Source organism: Acidovorax sp. T1 (assembly GCF_002176815.1).
GTDB lineage: Bacteria > Pseudomonadota > Gammaproteobacteria > Burkholderiales > Burkholderiaceae_C > Acidovorax.
On sequence record NZ_CP021648.1, the window covers coordinates 2,456,496 to 2,469,294 of the forward strand.

At 67.6% G+C, this 12,799-nt stretch carries 14 protein-coding genes; 5 read left to right on the forward strand and 9 right to left on the reverse strand.

Features of this window, described 5'->3' with window-relative positions; genetic code table 11:
• The first annotated feature begins 17 nt into the window (after positions 1 to 17).
• The 5 genes from CCX87_RS11495 (at position 18) to CCX87_RS11515 (ending at position 4,823) form a co-directional block, all read left to right on the forward strand.
• The gene (locus CCX87_RS11495; RefSeq protein ID WP_087746454.1) at positions 18 to 1,202 is read left to right on the forward strand and encodes a muconate cycloisomerase family protein; all 1,185 of its coding nucleotides are present in this window, start codon (positions 18 to 20) and stop codon (positions 1,200 to 1,202) included.
• Between the two features lie 11 nt (positions 1,203 to 1,213).
• Positions 1,214 to 1,489 carry a muconolactone Delta-isomerase gene (gene catC, locus CCX87_RS11500; protein WP_005799879.1) on the forward strand — a complete coding sequence of 92 codons (276 nt, stop codon included), beginning with the start codon at positions 1,214 to 1,216 and terminating at the stop codon, positions 1,487 to 1,489.
• A gap of 34 nt (positions 1,490 to 1,523) precedes the next feature.
• Entirely contained in the window at positions 1,524 to 2,504 is a 981-nt protein-coding gene (locus tag CCX87_RS11505; RefSeq protein WP_087746456.1) for a Bug family tripartite tricarboxylate transporter substrate binding protein, read from the forward strand.
• Positions 2,505 to 2,548: 44 nt separating this feature from the next.
• Positions 2,549 to 3,469: a dioxygenase family protein gene (locus tag CCX87_RS11510; RefSeq protein ID WP_087746458.1), complete on the forward strand. Its 921-nt coding sequence runs from the start codon at positions 2,549 to 2,551 to the stop codon at positions 3,467 to 3,469.
• 223 nt (positions 3,470 to 3,692) lie between these two features.
• The gene (locus CCX87_RS11515) at positions 3,693 to 4,823 is read left to right on the forward strand and encodes a GGDEF domain-containing protein (protein ID WP_087746461.1); all 1,131 of its coding nucleotides are present in this window, start codon (positions 3,693 to 3,695) and stop codon (positions 4,821 to 4,823) included.
• A gap of 150 nt (positions 4,824 to 4,973) precedes the next feature.
• On the opposite strand, the gene CCX87_RS11520 is transcribed toward CCX87_RS11515, so the two are convergent.
• The 9 genes from CCX87_RS11520 to CCX87_RS11560 all read right to left on the reverse strand — a co-directional run bounded on the left by CCX87_RS11520 (position 4,974) and on the right by CCX87_RS11560 (position 12,798).
• The gene (locus CCX87_RS11520) at positions 4,974 to 5,372 is read right to left on the reverse strand and encodes a type II toxin-antitoxin system death-on-curing family toxin (RefSeq protein WP_087746462.1); all 399 of its coding nucleotides are present in this window, start codon (positions 5,370 to 5,372) and stop codon (positions 4,974 to 4,976) included.
• On the reverse strand, positions 5,369 to 5,593 hold the full coding sequence (locus tag CCX87_RS11525) for an AbrB/MazE/SpoVT family DNA-binding domain-containing protein (RefSeq protein ID WP_087746464.1): 225 nt from the start codon (positions 5,591 to 5,593) through the stop codon (positions 5,369 to 5,371). The genes CCX87_RS11520 and CCX87_RS11525 overlap by 4 nt, the downstream gene beginning before the upstream one ends.
• A gap of 98 nt (positions 5,594 to 5,691) precedes the next feature.
• A complete protein-coding gene (gene cobT, locus CCX87_RS11530; RefSeq protein WP_087746466.1) occupies positions 5,692 to 6,768 on the reverse strand; it encodes a nicotinate-nucleotide--dimethylbenzimidazole phosphoribosyltransferase in 1,077 nt (358 codons plus the stop codon).
• A gap of 11 nt (positions 6,769 to 6,779) precedes the next feature.
• Complete coding sequence (locus CCX87_RS11535) at positions 6,780 to 8,291, reverse strand: cobyric acid synthase (RefSeq protein WP_087746468.1); 1,512 nt, start codon at positions 8,289 to 8,291, stop codon at positions 6,780 to 6,782.
• Positions 8,288 to 9,361 carry an aminotransferase class I/II-fold pyridoxal phosphate-dependent enzyme gene (locus tag CCX87_RS11540; RefSeq protein ID WP_087746470.1) on the reverse strand — a complete coding sequence of 358 codons (1,074 nt, stop codon included), beginning with the start codon at positions 9,359 to 9,361 and terminating at the stop codon, positions 8,288 to 8,290. Before CCX87_RS11540 ends, CCX87_RS11535 begins: the two co-directional genes overlap by 4 nt.
• A complete protein-coding gene (gene cbiB / locus CCX87_RS11545; protein WP_087746472.1) occupies positions 9,358 to 10,299 on the reverse strand; it encodes an adenosylcobinamide-phosphate synthase CbiB in 942 nt (313 codons plus the stop codon). Before cbiB ends, CCX87_RS11540 begins: the two co-directional genes overlap by 4 nt.
• 69 nt (positions 10,300 to 10,368) lie before the next feature.
• The gene (gene cobO, locus CCX87_RS11550; protein WP_087746473.1) at positions 10,369 to 10,938 is read right to left on the reverse strand and encodes a cob(I)yrinic acid a,c-diamide adenosyltransferase; all 570 of its coding nucleotides are present in this window, start codon (positions 10,936 to 10,938) and stop codon (positions 10,369 to 10,371) included.
• Complete coding sequence (locus tag CCX87_RS11555; RefSeq protein WP_232476386.1) at positions 10,928 to 11,773, reverse strand: ABC transporter ATP-binding protein; 846 nt, start codon at positions 11,771 to 11,773, stop codon at positions 10,928 to 10,930. The genes cobO and CCX87_RS11555 overlap by 11 nt, the downstream gene beginning before the upstream one ends.
• Positions 11,770 to 12,798: a FecCD family ABC transporter permease gene (locus CCX87_RS11560; RefSeq protein WP_087746476.1), complete on the reverse strand. Its 1,029-nt coding sequence runs from the start codon at positions 12,796 to 12,798 to the stop codon at positions 11,770 to 11,772. Before CCX87_RS11560 ends, CCX87_RS11555 begins: the two co-directional genes overlap by 4 nt.
• Position 12,799 lies beyond the last annotated feature (1 nt).

A 12,799-nucleotide genomic window follows, 5' to 3' on the forward strand; every position in this document is an offset into this window, starting at 1 on the left:
AAAAAAGGTACACAGCGATGCACAGCCGCTTCACCATCGACCGCCTGCAGGCGCGGATTCTGGACATCCCGACGATCCGCCCGCACAAGCTCTCGTTTGGCTCCATCAGCCGCCAAAGCCCGGTCATCGTGCAGGTGTGGCTGAAGAACGGCGCCACTGGCTTCGGCGAGGCCGCCACCATTGGCGGCCCGTCGTGGAACGAAGAGTCGCCCGAAAGCATCCTGCACGCTATTCAAAACTACCTGGCGCCCGCCCTCACCGGCCAGGATGCCGGTGGTTTTGAAGCCGCCCTGGCGCGCATGGACAAGGCCTGCAAGGGCAATGCGTTTGCCAAGAGCGCGGTGGAGATGGCGCTGATCGACGCCGTGGCCCGCACGCAGGGCCTGCCCGCCTGGCAACTGCTGGGCGGCAAGGTGCACCAGAGCCTGCCCTTGGCCTGGACGCTGGCCAGCGGCGATGTGGAGCGCGACCTGCAGGAAGCGCACCTGCGCCTCACGCAAAAACGCCACCGCATCTTCAAGATGAAGATCGGCGCCCGCGCGCCTGAGGCCGACGTGGCCCATGTGGCGCAGATCGCGCGCGGCCTGCAGGGCAAGGCCACGCTCACGGTGGACGTGAACCAGGCCTGGGACGGCAACACCGCGCGCCGCTACCTGCCACAACTGGTCGAGGCCGGCGTGACGCTGATCGAGCAGCCCGTGGCGCAATGGAATGTGCAGGCGCTCAAAGACCTCACGGCCACGCTCGATGGCGCGCTCATCATGGCCGACGAAACCGTGTGCACGCCGCAAGACGCCATGATGCTGGCACGCGAAAAAGCCAGCCATGTGTTCTCGCTCAAGGTGGCCAAGCATGGCGGACTGATCCGCACCCGCAAGGTGGCCGCCGTGGCCGAGGCAGCCGACATCGGCTGGTACGGCGGCACCATGCTCGAAACATCTTTGGGCAGCGCCGCATCGGCCCATGTGTTTTCCACCCTGGGCGGCCAGCACCATGGCTGCGAGCTGTTTGGCCCGCAACTGCTGGTGGACGACATCGTCGAGCAGCAAATGCCCATCGTCGATTTCGAACTGCAACTGCCCGACGGCCCGGGCTTTGGCGTCGACATTTCGCTGGCTCAGCTGGAGCGCTTCGATCGCGCCCGCCAGGGCCTCACCGCCGTGCATGTGGACATGGCCGCACACACCACCACCCCCGTTTAAGGAGAAAACCGATGCTGTTTCTGGTTCGTATGGATGTGAACATCCCGCGCGACTTGCCCGTGGAGCAAGCCAACGAGATCAAGGCCCGCGAAAAGGCCTATTCGCAAGACCTGCAGCGCGACGGCCGCTGGAAGAGCATCTGGCGCGTGGTGGGCGAATACGCCAACTACAGCATCTTTGATGTGGCGTCCAACGACGAACTGCACCAGCTGCTGCAAGGCCTGCCGCTGTTCCCGTTCATGAAGATTTCCGTCACCCCTCTGGCGCAGCACCCTTCGGCCATCTGAAACCCCTCCATCTAAAACACCCGAGACAAACACGATGCACACCAAACGCCACCTCCTGGCCCTGCTGGCCCTGGCCGGCCTGGGACTGACTGCCCACGCCCAACCCGCGGCATCTGACTGGCCCAACAAGCCGATCCGCTGGGTGGTTCCCTTCCCGCCGGGTGGCGCGATGGACGCCATTGCCCGCACGCTGGGCGAAAAGGCCGCCAAGTCACTGGGCCAGCCCTTCGTCATCGAGAACAAGCCGGGCGCGGGCGGCAACATTGGTGCCGACTACGTGGCCAAACAGCCGGGTGATGGCTACACGATGATGATCACCTCGATCGGCATGGCCACCAACAAACCGCTGTACGGCAAGCTCAGCTACGACCCCATCAAGGACTTCGCGCCGGTGAGCCTGCTGGCCGTGGTGCCCAATGTGCTGGTCACCAACGCCACCCAGCCCGATGTGAAGACCGCCCGGGACGTGATCGCCGCCGCCCGCAGCGCACCCGGCAAGCTCACCTATGCGTCGGCCGGCAATGGCACTTCCATCCACCTGGCGGGCGAAGTGTTTACCTCGCTGGCCAAAGTGGAGATGCTGCACATCCCCTACAAGGGCAGCGGCCCGGCCGTGTCCGACCTGCTCGGCGGCCAGGTCAACTACATGTTTGACAGCATCACGTCGGCGCGCCCACATATCCAGTCGGGCAAGCTGCGCGCCCTGGGCGTGACCACGGCCAAGCGCTCCAGCACCCTGCCCGACGTGCCCACGCTGGCCGAGGCCGGCGTGCCCGGCTACGAAGTGTCGCCCTGGTTTGCCGTGTTCATGCCGGCGTCCACGCCCAAGGCCATCATCGGCAAGCTCAACAAGGCCCTGCTGGACGCCATGAAAGACCCCGACGTGGTCAAGCGCTTTGAATCCATCGGCGCCGAGCCCGTGGGCTCGACCCCCGACGAGCTGGCCAAACACCTGGCCCGCGAGTCCACGCGCTGGACCCAGCTGATCACCGAGCGCGGCATCAAGCTCGACTGAAAACCCCCTTCATTCATTCCACCCATCCCACAGAGGAGACATCCATGTCCGAACTCACCCAAGCCCAGTTGCTGGAACTGGTCAACACCAAGAAGATCGCCCCCGGCAACGCACGCGTGCGCCAGCTCACCGAGCGCATCGTCACCGACCTGTTCAAGACCATCGACGAACTGGATGTGAGCCCCGACGAATTCTGGGCCGCCGCCAGCTGGCTCACGCGCCTGGGCGCCGCGGGCCAGACGGGCCTGATCACCGCAGGCCTGGGTTTTGACCGCCTGCTCGACATCCGCGCCGACGAGGCCGACGCCAAGGCCGGCCGCGCAAGCGGCACGCCACGCGCCATCGAGGGCCCGCTGTTCGTGGCGGGTGCCCCCACGTCCCAGGTCGAAGTGCGCCTGGACGAGGGCGAGCCCAAGGGCGAGGTGTTCGTGATGGAAGGCCAGGTGCTGGACCTGAACGGCCAGCCCGTGCCCCACGCATCGGTGGACGTGTGGCACGCCAATGAGCTGGGCGGCTATTCGCACTTCTTCCCCGGCATGAAGCCGTACGAGCTGCGCCGCCGCATCGAGACCGATGCCAAGGGCCAGTACCGCTTTCGCTCGTTCCTGCCACCTGGCTACGCGATTCCCCCGAACAGCCCCACGTCCGAGCTGTTCGAGGCCCTGGGCCGCCACGGCAACCGCCCCGCGCACATCCACTTCCTGGTGGCGGCCCCCGGCATGCGCACGCTGACCACGCAGGTCAACATCCCCGGCGACACCTACATCGACGACGACTTTGCCTTCGCCACGCGCGATGGCCTGATCGTGGCCCTGGAGAAGAACGTGGCGCCTGCAGGCTACGAATCGCTGGGCATCAGCGCGCCCTTCACGCGCACGAAATTCAACTTCGTGATGCAGAACGCCGCCAATGCCGACGAAGCACTGCCACTGACGCGCATGGAGCGCGTGTCCACCCCCGCCTGAACGGCCCTGCGCTGCGCTCCCCCGCCAAAAGCCGCCCCCGCAAGTGGGCGGCTTTTTTTGTTCCGGCGTTCTGGAGGTAGCCGGCAAGCGAGTCCCCCACACCACCGGCACCACCGCCCCCCCATGTGCCACCACTGCACGAATTCATTCGCCCGAAAAGTGCTGTCTGGCTATACTGAATCGAACATTTTTTACACCGCCGCCCCATCGCCCCTGCCGGAAGATGCAACTCGATCCGCGCTCCCTCATTGCCATGGCGGGCTTCATGTCCGCCATGATGGCGGTGGTGTTGTTGTTCATGCGGCGCAATTACCCGCCCAGTATCCGTGGGCTGGACTACTGGGCTGCTGCTCCGGTGCTGTGGTTGGTCTCCGCAGTGCTCTTCAGCGGCCGGGGTGAACTCTCCCAATTTCTCACCGTCGTTCTGGCCAACCAGGCGTTGCTGCTGGGCGCAACGGTTTACTACATCGGCAGCCGCCGATTCCTGGGGCATGACGGGGGATGGGCGCTGTGGGGCACCGTTGCGGTTGCATCCACACTGGTGCACATCTGGCTGACCTACGTTGCGCCCAGTTATGCAGTGCGCATCGCCATCTTCGCGCTGCTGATGGCGGTGCTGTATGGCGTGCATCTGCGCTTTTTGTTGCGGCATGGTGGCAAGGGTTTTCCCATCAGGCTGGTGCAGGTCGTGCTGGCGCTGCACATCCTCGTGCTGCTGACGCGCTTCTCCTCGGTCCTCATGGGCCAGGCCGGCACCGACATCATGGAGCCTTCACCTTTCCAGACGGCATACATGGGCACCTACGTGATCACGGTGCTGATGCTCTCGATTGGCGCCATCTTGCTGACAACCGACCGGGTGCGCACCGAGCTGGAACACCTGGCCACACACGACTCGCTCACGCAGACACTGAACCGCCGCGCCGTGATGCAGCTGTGCCAGGAAGAGATGGACCGCGCCCGCCGCTATGGCCGCGGGCCGTCGATCATGATGCTCGACCTGGACAACTTCAAGGCGGTGAACGACACCCACGGCCACCAGCATGGCGATGCGGTGCTGGTCCATTTCGCGGCGTGCACCAAATCTGCATTGCGCAGTGAAGACCGCCTGGGCCGCTACGGTGGCGAAGAGTTTCTGGTTCTGCTTCCCGACACCGGTGCGCCGGCAGCCCACCATGTGGCGCAGCGCATTCACGCCCTGCTGCATGTGGGTCACCCGCTCGACTGCCAGCTCAGCATCGGAGTGACCACCTGGCAAGGCCCGACGGACACGCTCGATGCCATGCTGTCACGCGCCGACGCCTCGCTCTACCAGGCCAAGAAGCGCGGACGCAACCAGACCTGCGTGGGGTGACTGGCCGCCTTCCAGGCGCCTCGCCCACACCGCCGTGCATGCGCCGGCATCGCGGTATGCCTGCACTTGATTGCTAGATTTTTAATAGCTTCATGCGCTTGCTACACAAGCGCCAGAGGCCTAAATGGCTTGATATTTATAAAAACGAGCTCATGCCCGTGCCGCGCTGTTCTCGCGCAGCCACGCCGCAAAGCTTTCTTCCGACATGTCGCCAGCGGCAACGGCGAGCATGGTGAGCACACACGACGCATCGTCGGCACTCAGCACCTGCCCATTAAGGCGTAGAAAAAGTTCGGCAGCCACAAAACCGGTGCGCTTGTTGCCATCGATGAACGGATGGTTGCGCGAGATACCGTAGCCATAGGACGCCGCCAGCGCAGCCGCGTCAGGCGGCGGCTCGCCGTAGGCCTGAAGGTGCAGGGGCTTGCCCAAGGCCGAGTCGAGCAACCCGGCATCGCGCACGCCTGCGCCCCCACCGTGCTCGGCCAGTTGCATCTCGTGAATGGCGACGACGACGGCGCGGTCCAGCCAGACCCATTCGCGCGTCATTTGGCCAGCTCGCGCAAGACGGCGCGGCGCTCTTTCATGATCTCGCGTGCCACGCGCATCTGTGCTTCGAATTCCGGGTTATGGATGGTGATGCGCAGGCCGTCGGGCGCTTCTGTCAGATACAACTCGTCACCCTTTTCGAGTTGCAGGCGTGCGAGCAACTCTTTGGGAAAGATGGCACCGACAGAGTTGCCGACCTGGGTGAGTTTGAGCATGTGCATGAAAGACCTCCAAGTAATTACATGCGTAATACTAAAACTTTCTCAACACCTCGGCAACAGGGTCATTTCCGATGGAGCCACCTTCCCCAACACACTCTTCACGCCACCTGCGTCGCCACCCCCGCCGCCTCAAAGCTCGCCATCTCGCGCAGCACGGCGCAGGCCGATTGCAGCAGCGGCCAGGCCAGCGCCGCGCCCGAGCCTTCACCCAGGCGCAGGCCCAGGTCGAGCAGCGGCTGGGCCTGCTGACCCGGCAGCAGTTGCGCCAGCAGGTGCGCATGGCCGGGCTCGGCGGAACCGTGGGCGAAAACGCAGCGCTGCAGCACATGGGGTTGCAGGCGCGCGGCCACCAGCACGGCAGCGCTGGTGATGAAGCCATCGACCACGATCACCCGGCGCTCTGACGCGGCTTGCAGCACGGCGCCCACCAGCGTGGCCACCTCGAAACCGCCCAGCGCAGCCAGGGCGTCGAGGGGTTCGACCGCGGCCCCATTGGCCTGCAAGGCCTGCGCCAGCACGGCGCGCTTGCGGGCAACGCCGGCCGCGTCCAGGCCGGTGCCGACGCCGGTGCAATCCTGAAGGGCAACGCCGCACAGGCGCGACAGCAACAGCGACGCCACCGAGGTGTTGCCAATGCCCATTTCACCCAGCAGCAATGCATTGCCGGGCAGGTTGCGCACCACCTCCATGCCGTTGGCCAGCGCCTGGGCGCATTGCGCTGCCGTCATGGCGGGGCCGGTGGATGCGTCTTGCGTGCCCGCCGCCACCTTGCGCACCAGCAGTTGCGGCTGGCCGGGCGCGGCAGAGCGCGGGGCCAAGTCGCGCGCCACGCCGCAGTCCACCACCGTGAGGGCCAGGCCGTGCTGGCGCGCCAGCACATTCACGGCGGCGCCGCCGGCCAGAAAGTTCTCGACCATCTGCCAGGTGACGTCGCTCGGGTAGGCCGACACGCCGCGCGCGGCCAGGCCATGGTCTGCCGCGCAAACCAGCATTTGCGGGTGTTCGAGCTGCGGTGCCTCACTGCCCAGGATCTGGCCGATGCGCAAGGCCAGCAGCTCCAGCCGGCCCAGCGCACCCAGGGGCTTGGTCTTGTGGTCAATGCGGTGCTGCAGGCGCGCCGTCAGCGCGGCGTCGTGCAGGTCGGAAATGGCAGGAATCGTGCAGGTGAAGGTCATGAAAAAAATGCTCAGGGATGGATCAGGGATTGCAAAACGCCCGGCGCAAAGTGCGCCTGCAGCGCATCGGCCAGGCCGTCGAACACGGCATCGAGCGTGCGCACGGGTGCGTCGCCAGGCGTGCCAAACAGCGCCTGCAGGGCCGCCGCGTCTTCGAACAGGCCGTGCAGATACAGGCCCAGCACATTGCCGGCGCGGTTTTGCCAGGCCAGGCCGGGAATGACCGCGCGCGCCACGTCGCCCTGGGCCGCCATGGCCGGGTGTTGCGCCGTCTGGCCGTGGTGAATTTCGTAGCCCGCCACCGGCACGCCCGCAAGCTGCGCCCACGGCCCGGCCGACAGCTGGCCAAAGCGCGCCTCGGTGTGGCGCACCGTTTTGGCGGGCTCGAACAGCGTGACCAGCGGCAACAGGCCCAGGCCGGGGCCGTTGCCGTCGATGCCTTCGGGGTCGATCAGCGCCTCGCCCAGCATCTGCAGGCCGCCGCAGATACCCAGCACTGCGCCGCCGCGCCCGGCGTGCGCGGCAATGGCGCTATCGAGCCCCTGCGCGCGCAACCAGGCCAGGTCAGCCGCCGTGGCCTTGGAGCCGGGGAGCACGATCCAGTCGCTGGGCTGCAGGAGCGCCACATCGGCCGGACTGCGCGCCCACTGCAGGCGCACTCCCTGCATGTTCTTGAGCGGCTGGAATTCGTCGAGGTTGCTGATGCGCGGGTAGGCGATGACGGCAATGGTTTTGGTCACCACCCCGGCGGCAACACTGCGGTCGTCAAACACACCGTCTTCTTCGGGCAGGCCGTGCTGCCACTGCATGGGAATGGTGGCCACGGTGGGCACGCCGGTCAGCGCTTGCAGCATCTGCGGGGCGGGCGCCAGCAGGGCCGCGTCGCCGCGAAACTTGTTGAGCACAAAGCCGTGGATGAGCGCACGCTCGTCCTCGGGCAGCAGCGCCCAGGTGCCATACAGGTGGGCAAACGCGCCGCCCCGGTCGATGTCGGTCACCAGCAGGCAGCGGGCCTGCGCATGGCGCGCCACACGCATGTTGACGATGTCGCTGGCGTGCAGGTTGATTTCGGCGGGCGAGCCAGCGCCCTCGATCACCACCACATCGTTGTCGGCGCGCAAGGCGTCGAGCGCCGCGGCGATCTGCGGCCAGACCTTTTCGCTGCGGCCGCGCCAGGGCATGGCCGTGAGCTCGGCGCTCACCTGCCCCATCAGCACCACCTGGCTGTGCGTGTCGGCCTCGGGCTTGAGCAGCAGCGGGTTCATGCGCACCTCGGGCCGGGCGTTTGCGGCCAGGGCCTGAAAGTATTGGGCGGAACCGATTTCGCCCCAGGCGCCGTCGATACCCTCGACCACGCGCGCGTTGTTGCTCATGTTCTGCGCCTTGAACGGCGCGACCTTGAGTCCCAGGTTGCTGTAGTAACGGCACAGGGCGGTGGTCAGCCAGCTTTTGCCAGCGCCGCTGGTGGTGCCCAGCACCATCACGCAGCGGGCCAGTGGGCGAGCCGAAACAGTCGTTGTCATGCCATGTCTTTCTGGTTGGGAAGGGTCGCCACCATTGCGCGCCACGCGGCAACCAGTGCGTCCTGTGAGGCGGGTGGCAGCACGCCCAGCCGCACTTGCCCCGGCAAGCCGAAGGAAGCGCAGTCGCGCAGCTTGATGCCCGCATTGCGCAGCCCGTCGAGCATGTGCGCGAAGGCCTGCGGCGGATGGGAGCCATTGGGCAGGGCGCAGAAATAGTTGGCCAGGCTGCCGGGCTGCACCTGCCAGCCCAACTCCGCACACAACCCCTGCTGGCGCGCTTTCCAGTCGCGCAGGCTACCCAGGCTGTGCACCAGCCACTGCTGCACCACAGGCTCCATCCATGCCTGCAACAACGCCACGCCATGCGCCCCCACGGGCCACGAGGGGGCCAGGGCATTCAGGGCCAGCACCTGCGCATCCATGCCTGCGGGCGCCACGGCGTAGGCGGCGCGCACCCCGGTAAGCCCCAAGGCCTTGTTGGGCGTCCACAGCTGCCAGCAGGCCGGAGGCAGCTGCTGCGCGGGCGCGCCCGTCCAGGCGCCCTCCCCGTCCAGCCGCAGCGGTGCATAAGCGCAGTCGAGCACGCGCAGCGCCGGTGCGGTGGCGCCCTGCCGCCATGTGCGCGCGACGGGGTCGGCGTGGCCCAGCGGGCTGGAGGGCTCGCAGGCCCATTGCAAACCCGCAGCGGCGGCGGCGCCACCCCGCACCCATGCCAGGCCACGCGCCTGTGCCGCCTGGGCATAGTCGCCAAAGCTGTGCGCGGGCACGGCCACCTGCACCGCACCCCGCAGCGCCGCCAGCGCGGTGATGCGGTGAATGAATTCGCTGGCGCTGGCCGCCAGCACGATGCGCGCCGGGGGCACGCCATGAAAAGCACCCAGACCCTCGCGCAGCGCGGCGTAGGCCGGGTCGGGGTAGCGCGTGGCGTCGACCGCCTGCACGGCGTGCAGCGCCTCGGGGCACGGGCCACAGGCGTTGCTGTTGGTCGAAAAATCGTGCAGCGGGACGCCTGCAGCGTCCGGGCCGCCGTGCAGCGGTGCGCGCGCGGGCTGCAGCCCGACAGGCTTCATGGGCGCCCCCAGAAGACCGCCACGGCGATCAGCAACTGGATGGCCGCCACCAATGGCACCACCGACACAACCACTTGCCCGCACAGACGCGCTGCCCGCCGCGTATCGAGCGGCCCCGCCGTGCGGCCCTTGCTGTTGAGCGTGTACACACCCGGCTTGGCCAGCCGCACGCCCAGTGCCAGCGCCATGGCCGCCATGGGCCAGCCGCTGTTGGGAGACGGGGTTTTGCGCGCCTGGCGCGCCAGTGCGCGCAGCGGCAGGCCCCGTGCAGACAGCGCCAGCAGCAGTGCCGTGATGCGCGCCGGCACCCACGACAGCACATCGTCGGCCCGCGCCGCCCATTTGCCCGCCCATTGCCAATAACGCCCGCCGCGCATGCCCGGATAGCCCCACATGGCATCGGCCGTGTTGGCAAAGCGGTACAGCGCGGCGCCGGGCAGGCCCAGCAGCGCAAACCAAAAGAGCGGCGCCACCACCGAGTCGTTGAGGTTTTCGGCCAGCGACTCGATGGCGGACTCGCGCACCGCATCGGCGCTGAGCCCGCTCACATCGCGGCTCACCAGGCGCGACAGCTGCGCGCGGCCCGCGGGCAGCGACTGGCCCAGCGCCACCTCCACCGCCAGCACCTCATCGCGCAGCATGCGCCAGGCCAGCAGGGGCTTGAGCCACAGCGCCAGCAACGCTGCGGCCAGCAGCGCAGGCAGCATCAGCGCCAGCTGCTGGGCAGCCCAGGATACTACCAAAACGATAGCTGTCAGCGCACACCAGATAAGCGCTGCAAGCCAAAATTGCTTGAAATCTTGCGCCACCGGGGCGGGCGGCGCCAGGCGCAGCCCCCACCACTGCAGCGCCCGGCCCATCCACACCACGGGGTGCCAGGCTGCAGGCGGCTCGCCCAACCACCCGTCGAGCGCCAGGGCCAGCAGCGGCACGCCCATCCACACCGCCGCCGCGGGCCAGCCCAGGCCGGGAAGCAGTAACAAAGACCAGTGCTCAGACACTGTGGCTCAATCTTCGATGCCGCGCTGCGCCGGGATGCCCGCCTTGAACGCATGCTTGACCATCTGCATCTCGGTCACGGTGTCGGCCAGCTCGATGATCTCAGGCGGGCAGCGGCGGCCGGTCAGGCACACATGCACGTCGCGGGGCCGCTCGCGCAGGGTTTGCAGCACGCCGTCGAGCGGCAACCAGCCATAGATCAGCGGGTAAGTGATTTCGTCGAGCACCACCAGAAAATGCTCGCCCGACAGGATGGCGGCGCGCGCCTTCTCCCAGCCGTCGCGCGCCAGCTGCGCCGAGTGCTCCAGGTCCTGGCTTTTCCAGCTGAAGCCGTCGCCCAGTCCCTCGATGGGAATACCCATTTTTTCAAACATGCGGTGCTCGCCAAAGCGCGCCGTGGGCACCTTCATGAACTGAAAAATCTTCACGGCCTTGCCCCGGCCATGCGCGCGCAGCGCCAGGCCGAAGGCTGCGGTGCTTTTGCCCTTGCCGTCGCCGGTGTTGACGATGACCAGGCCACGGCGCTCGCCCTCGGGTTTTTCGTAGCGCTTTTCGGTGGGTGCGGCTTCAATCTGCATGGGATGGGTCTTTCGGGCTTTCGGTCTTTTCATGCGCAAACGGTGAATCGCCGGGGGCCTGCAGGCGGGGCAACGCCATCCACATGCCCTCCATGTGCCGCACCTGGATTCGGTGGTCAAACACCTGCTCCAGCGCTGCGTGGGTGGATGGCGCATTGCAGGCGCCGTGGTGCAGCACGCGGCCCGCCGCCATTACCACCATGTCATCGGCCTGCAGCGCCAGCGACACCTCGTGCAGCACGCTGACCACCGTGCCGCCAGCCAGGACCAGCGCGCGCATGGTGTGCAGCCAGTCGGTCTGGTGCGGCGGATCGAGGTTGGCCAGGGGCTCGTCCATCAGCAGCACCTGCGCCTGCACGGCCAGGGCGCGGGCCAGCAGCACGCGCTGGCGCTCGCCGCCCGACAGCTGCGACAGCGGGCGGTGGCGCCAGTCCCAGGCCTGCGTGGTGCGCAGCGCTTGTTCCACGGCGGCATGGTCGGCCGCGCTGGGCGGGGCCAGCCAGGGCTGGTGCGGCAGGCGGCCCAGCATGGCCACGTCGTAGCTCGTGAGGTCGTCGGCCGAGCCTTCGTTCTGGCCCAACCAGGCGAGTTGCCGGGCACGTTCGCGCGCAGGGATTTGCGCCAGCGGGCGGCCCAGCAGCTGCACTTCGCCCTGCACCGCAGCACGCGGCAGCAGGCCCGCCAGCACCTTGAGCAAGGTGGACTTGCCCGCGCCATTGGGGCCGACGATGCTGGTCCAGCGCCCGGCGGGCAGTTGCAGGTCAATGCCCTGCAATATCAAGCGATTTCCGATGCTGGCGCTTATCTGGCAAGCGCTGATAGCTATTGAACTCATAGCAAACTGCCTTGCGACGACGTACGTCGGTGCATGAGCCACAGCAGGTAGGTGCCGCCCAGCGCCGCCGTGAGCACGCCCACCGGCAACTCCTGCGGCGCCAGCAGCCAGCGCGCCAGGATGTCGGCCGCGAGCAGCAGCACGGCGCCCATCAGGCTTGCGAGCACGATGTGCCGCTCGTGCGTCACGCGCACGATGGAGCGCACCAGGTGCGGCGCGGCCAGCCCGACAAAGGCAATGAGCCCCGTCTGCGCCACCGCCGTGCCCGTGGCCAGCGCCATGGCGGCCACCAGCCCCACGCGCATGGGCATGAGCGGCAGGCCCAGGCTGGCGGCCGTGGCCTCGCCCAGCGTGAGGCCGTCGAGTGCGCGCGCCAGCATCCAGGCGACCACCGAGCACAGCGCCCAGGCCACGGCCATGAGCAGGCAGGCCGCCCAGCCCACAAAGGCCGTGCTGCCCAGCGTGAAGGCCTGCATGGCCTGCAGAATGTCGGGCGAGGCCAGTTCCACCAGGTCGCGCAGCGCGCCCAGCACCACACCCACGATCACCCCCGCCAGCAGCAGGCGCAGCGTGTGCTGCACGCCCTTGGCGAGCAGCAGCGTGAGCACCACCGCCCCCGCCGCGCCCAAAAACGCCATGCCGGTGATGCCGATGCGCGCCAGCCACTGCGCCGCCACCGGCGACACACCGAACAGCGCCATCGCCACAGCCCCGCCCAATGCCGCGCCCGAGGCGCTGCCCAGCAGGTACGGATCGGCCAGCGGATTGCGAAACAGCCCCTGCGCCACCGCGCCCGACAAGCCCAGCAGCGCACCCGCCAGCCACGCGCCCAGCGTGCGCGGCAGCCGGATGTCCCACACGATCTGCCAGGCCACGGGGTCGCCGTGCATGCGCAGCACGCTGTCAAAACCCGTGCTACCCACGCTGGCGCCACACACGGCCAGCACGGCGCTGGCCAACACCAGCCACGCGGTGCACCAGACCGCACGGCGGCCTTGGTGGTGAGGATCTGTGCCTGTGGTCATT

Coding starts and splice junctions, on each gene's coding strand:
- CCX87_RS11505 (WP_087746456.1), top strand. CDS start 1,524: ATGCACACCAAACGCCACCTCCTGGCCCTGCTGGCCCTGGCCGGCCTG.
- CCX87_RS11555 (WP_232476386.1), bottom strand. CDS start 11,773: ATGAGTTCAATAGCTATCAGCGCTTGCCAGATAAGCGCCAGCATCGGA.
- catC (WP_005799879.1), top strand. CDS start 1,214: ATGCTGTTTCTGGTTCGTATGGATGTGAACATCCCGCGCGACTTGCCC.
- CCX87_RS11510 (WP_087746458.1), top strand. CDS start 2,549: ATGTCCGAACTCACCCAAGCCCAGTTGCTGGAACTGGTCAACACCAAG.
- CCX87_RS11535 (WP_087746468.1), bottom strand. CDS start 8,291: ATGACAACGACTGTTTCGGCTCGCCCACTGGCCCGCTGCGTGATGGTG.
- CCX87_RS11540 (WP_087746470.1), bottom strand. CDS start 9,361: ATGAAGCCTGTCGGGCTGCAGCCCGCGCGCGCACCGCTGCACGGCGGC.
- CCX87_RS11560 (WP_087746476.1), bottom strand. CDS start 12,798: ATGACCACAGGCACAGATCCTCACCACCAAGGCCGCCGTGCGGTCTGG.
- CCX87_RS11515 (WP_087746461.1), top strand. CDS start 3,693: ATGCAACTCGATCCGCGCTCCCTCATTGCCATGGCGGGCTTCATGTCC.
- cobO (WP_087746473.1), bottom strand. CDS start 10,938: ATGCAGATTGAAGCCGCACCCACCGAAAAGCGCTACGAAAAACCCGAG.
- CCX87_RS11520 (WP_087746462.1), bottom strand. CDS start 5,372: ATGACGCGCGAATGGGTCTGGCTGGACCGCGCCGTCGTCGTCGCCATT.
- cbiB (WP_087746472.1), bottom strand. CDS start 10,299: ATGGGCGTGCCGCTGCTGGCCCTGGCGCTCGACGGGTGGTTGGGCGAG.
- CCX87_RS11525 (WP_087746464.1), bottom strand. CDS start 5,593: ATGCACATGCTCAAACTCACCCAGGTCGGCAACTCTGTCGGTGCCATC.
- CCX87_RS11495 (WP_087746454.1), top strand. CDS start 18: ATGCACAGCCGCTTCACCATCGACCGCCTGCAGGCGCGGATTCTGGAC.
- cobT (WP_087746466.1), bottom strand. CDS start 6,768: ATGACCTTCACCTGCACGATTCCTGCCATTTCCGACCTGCACGACGCC.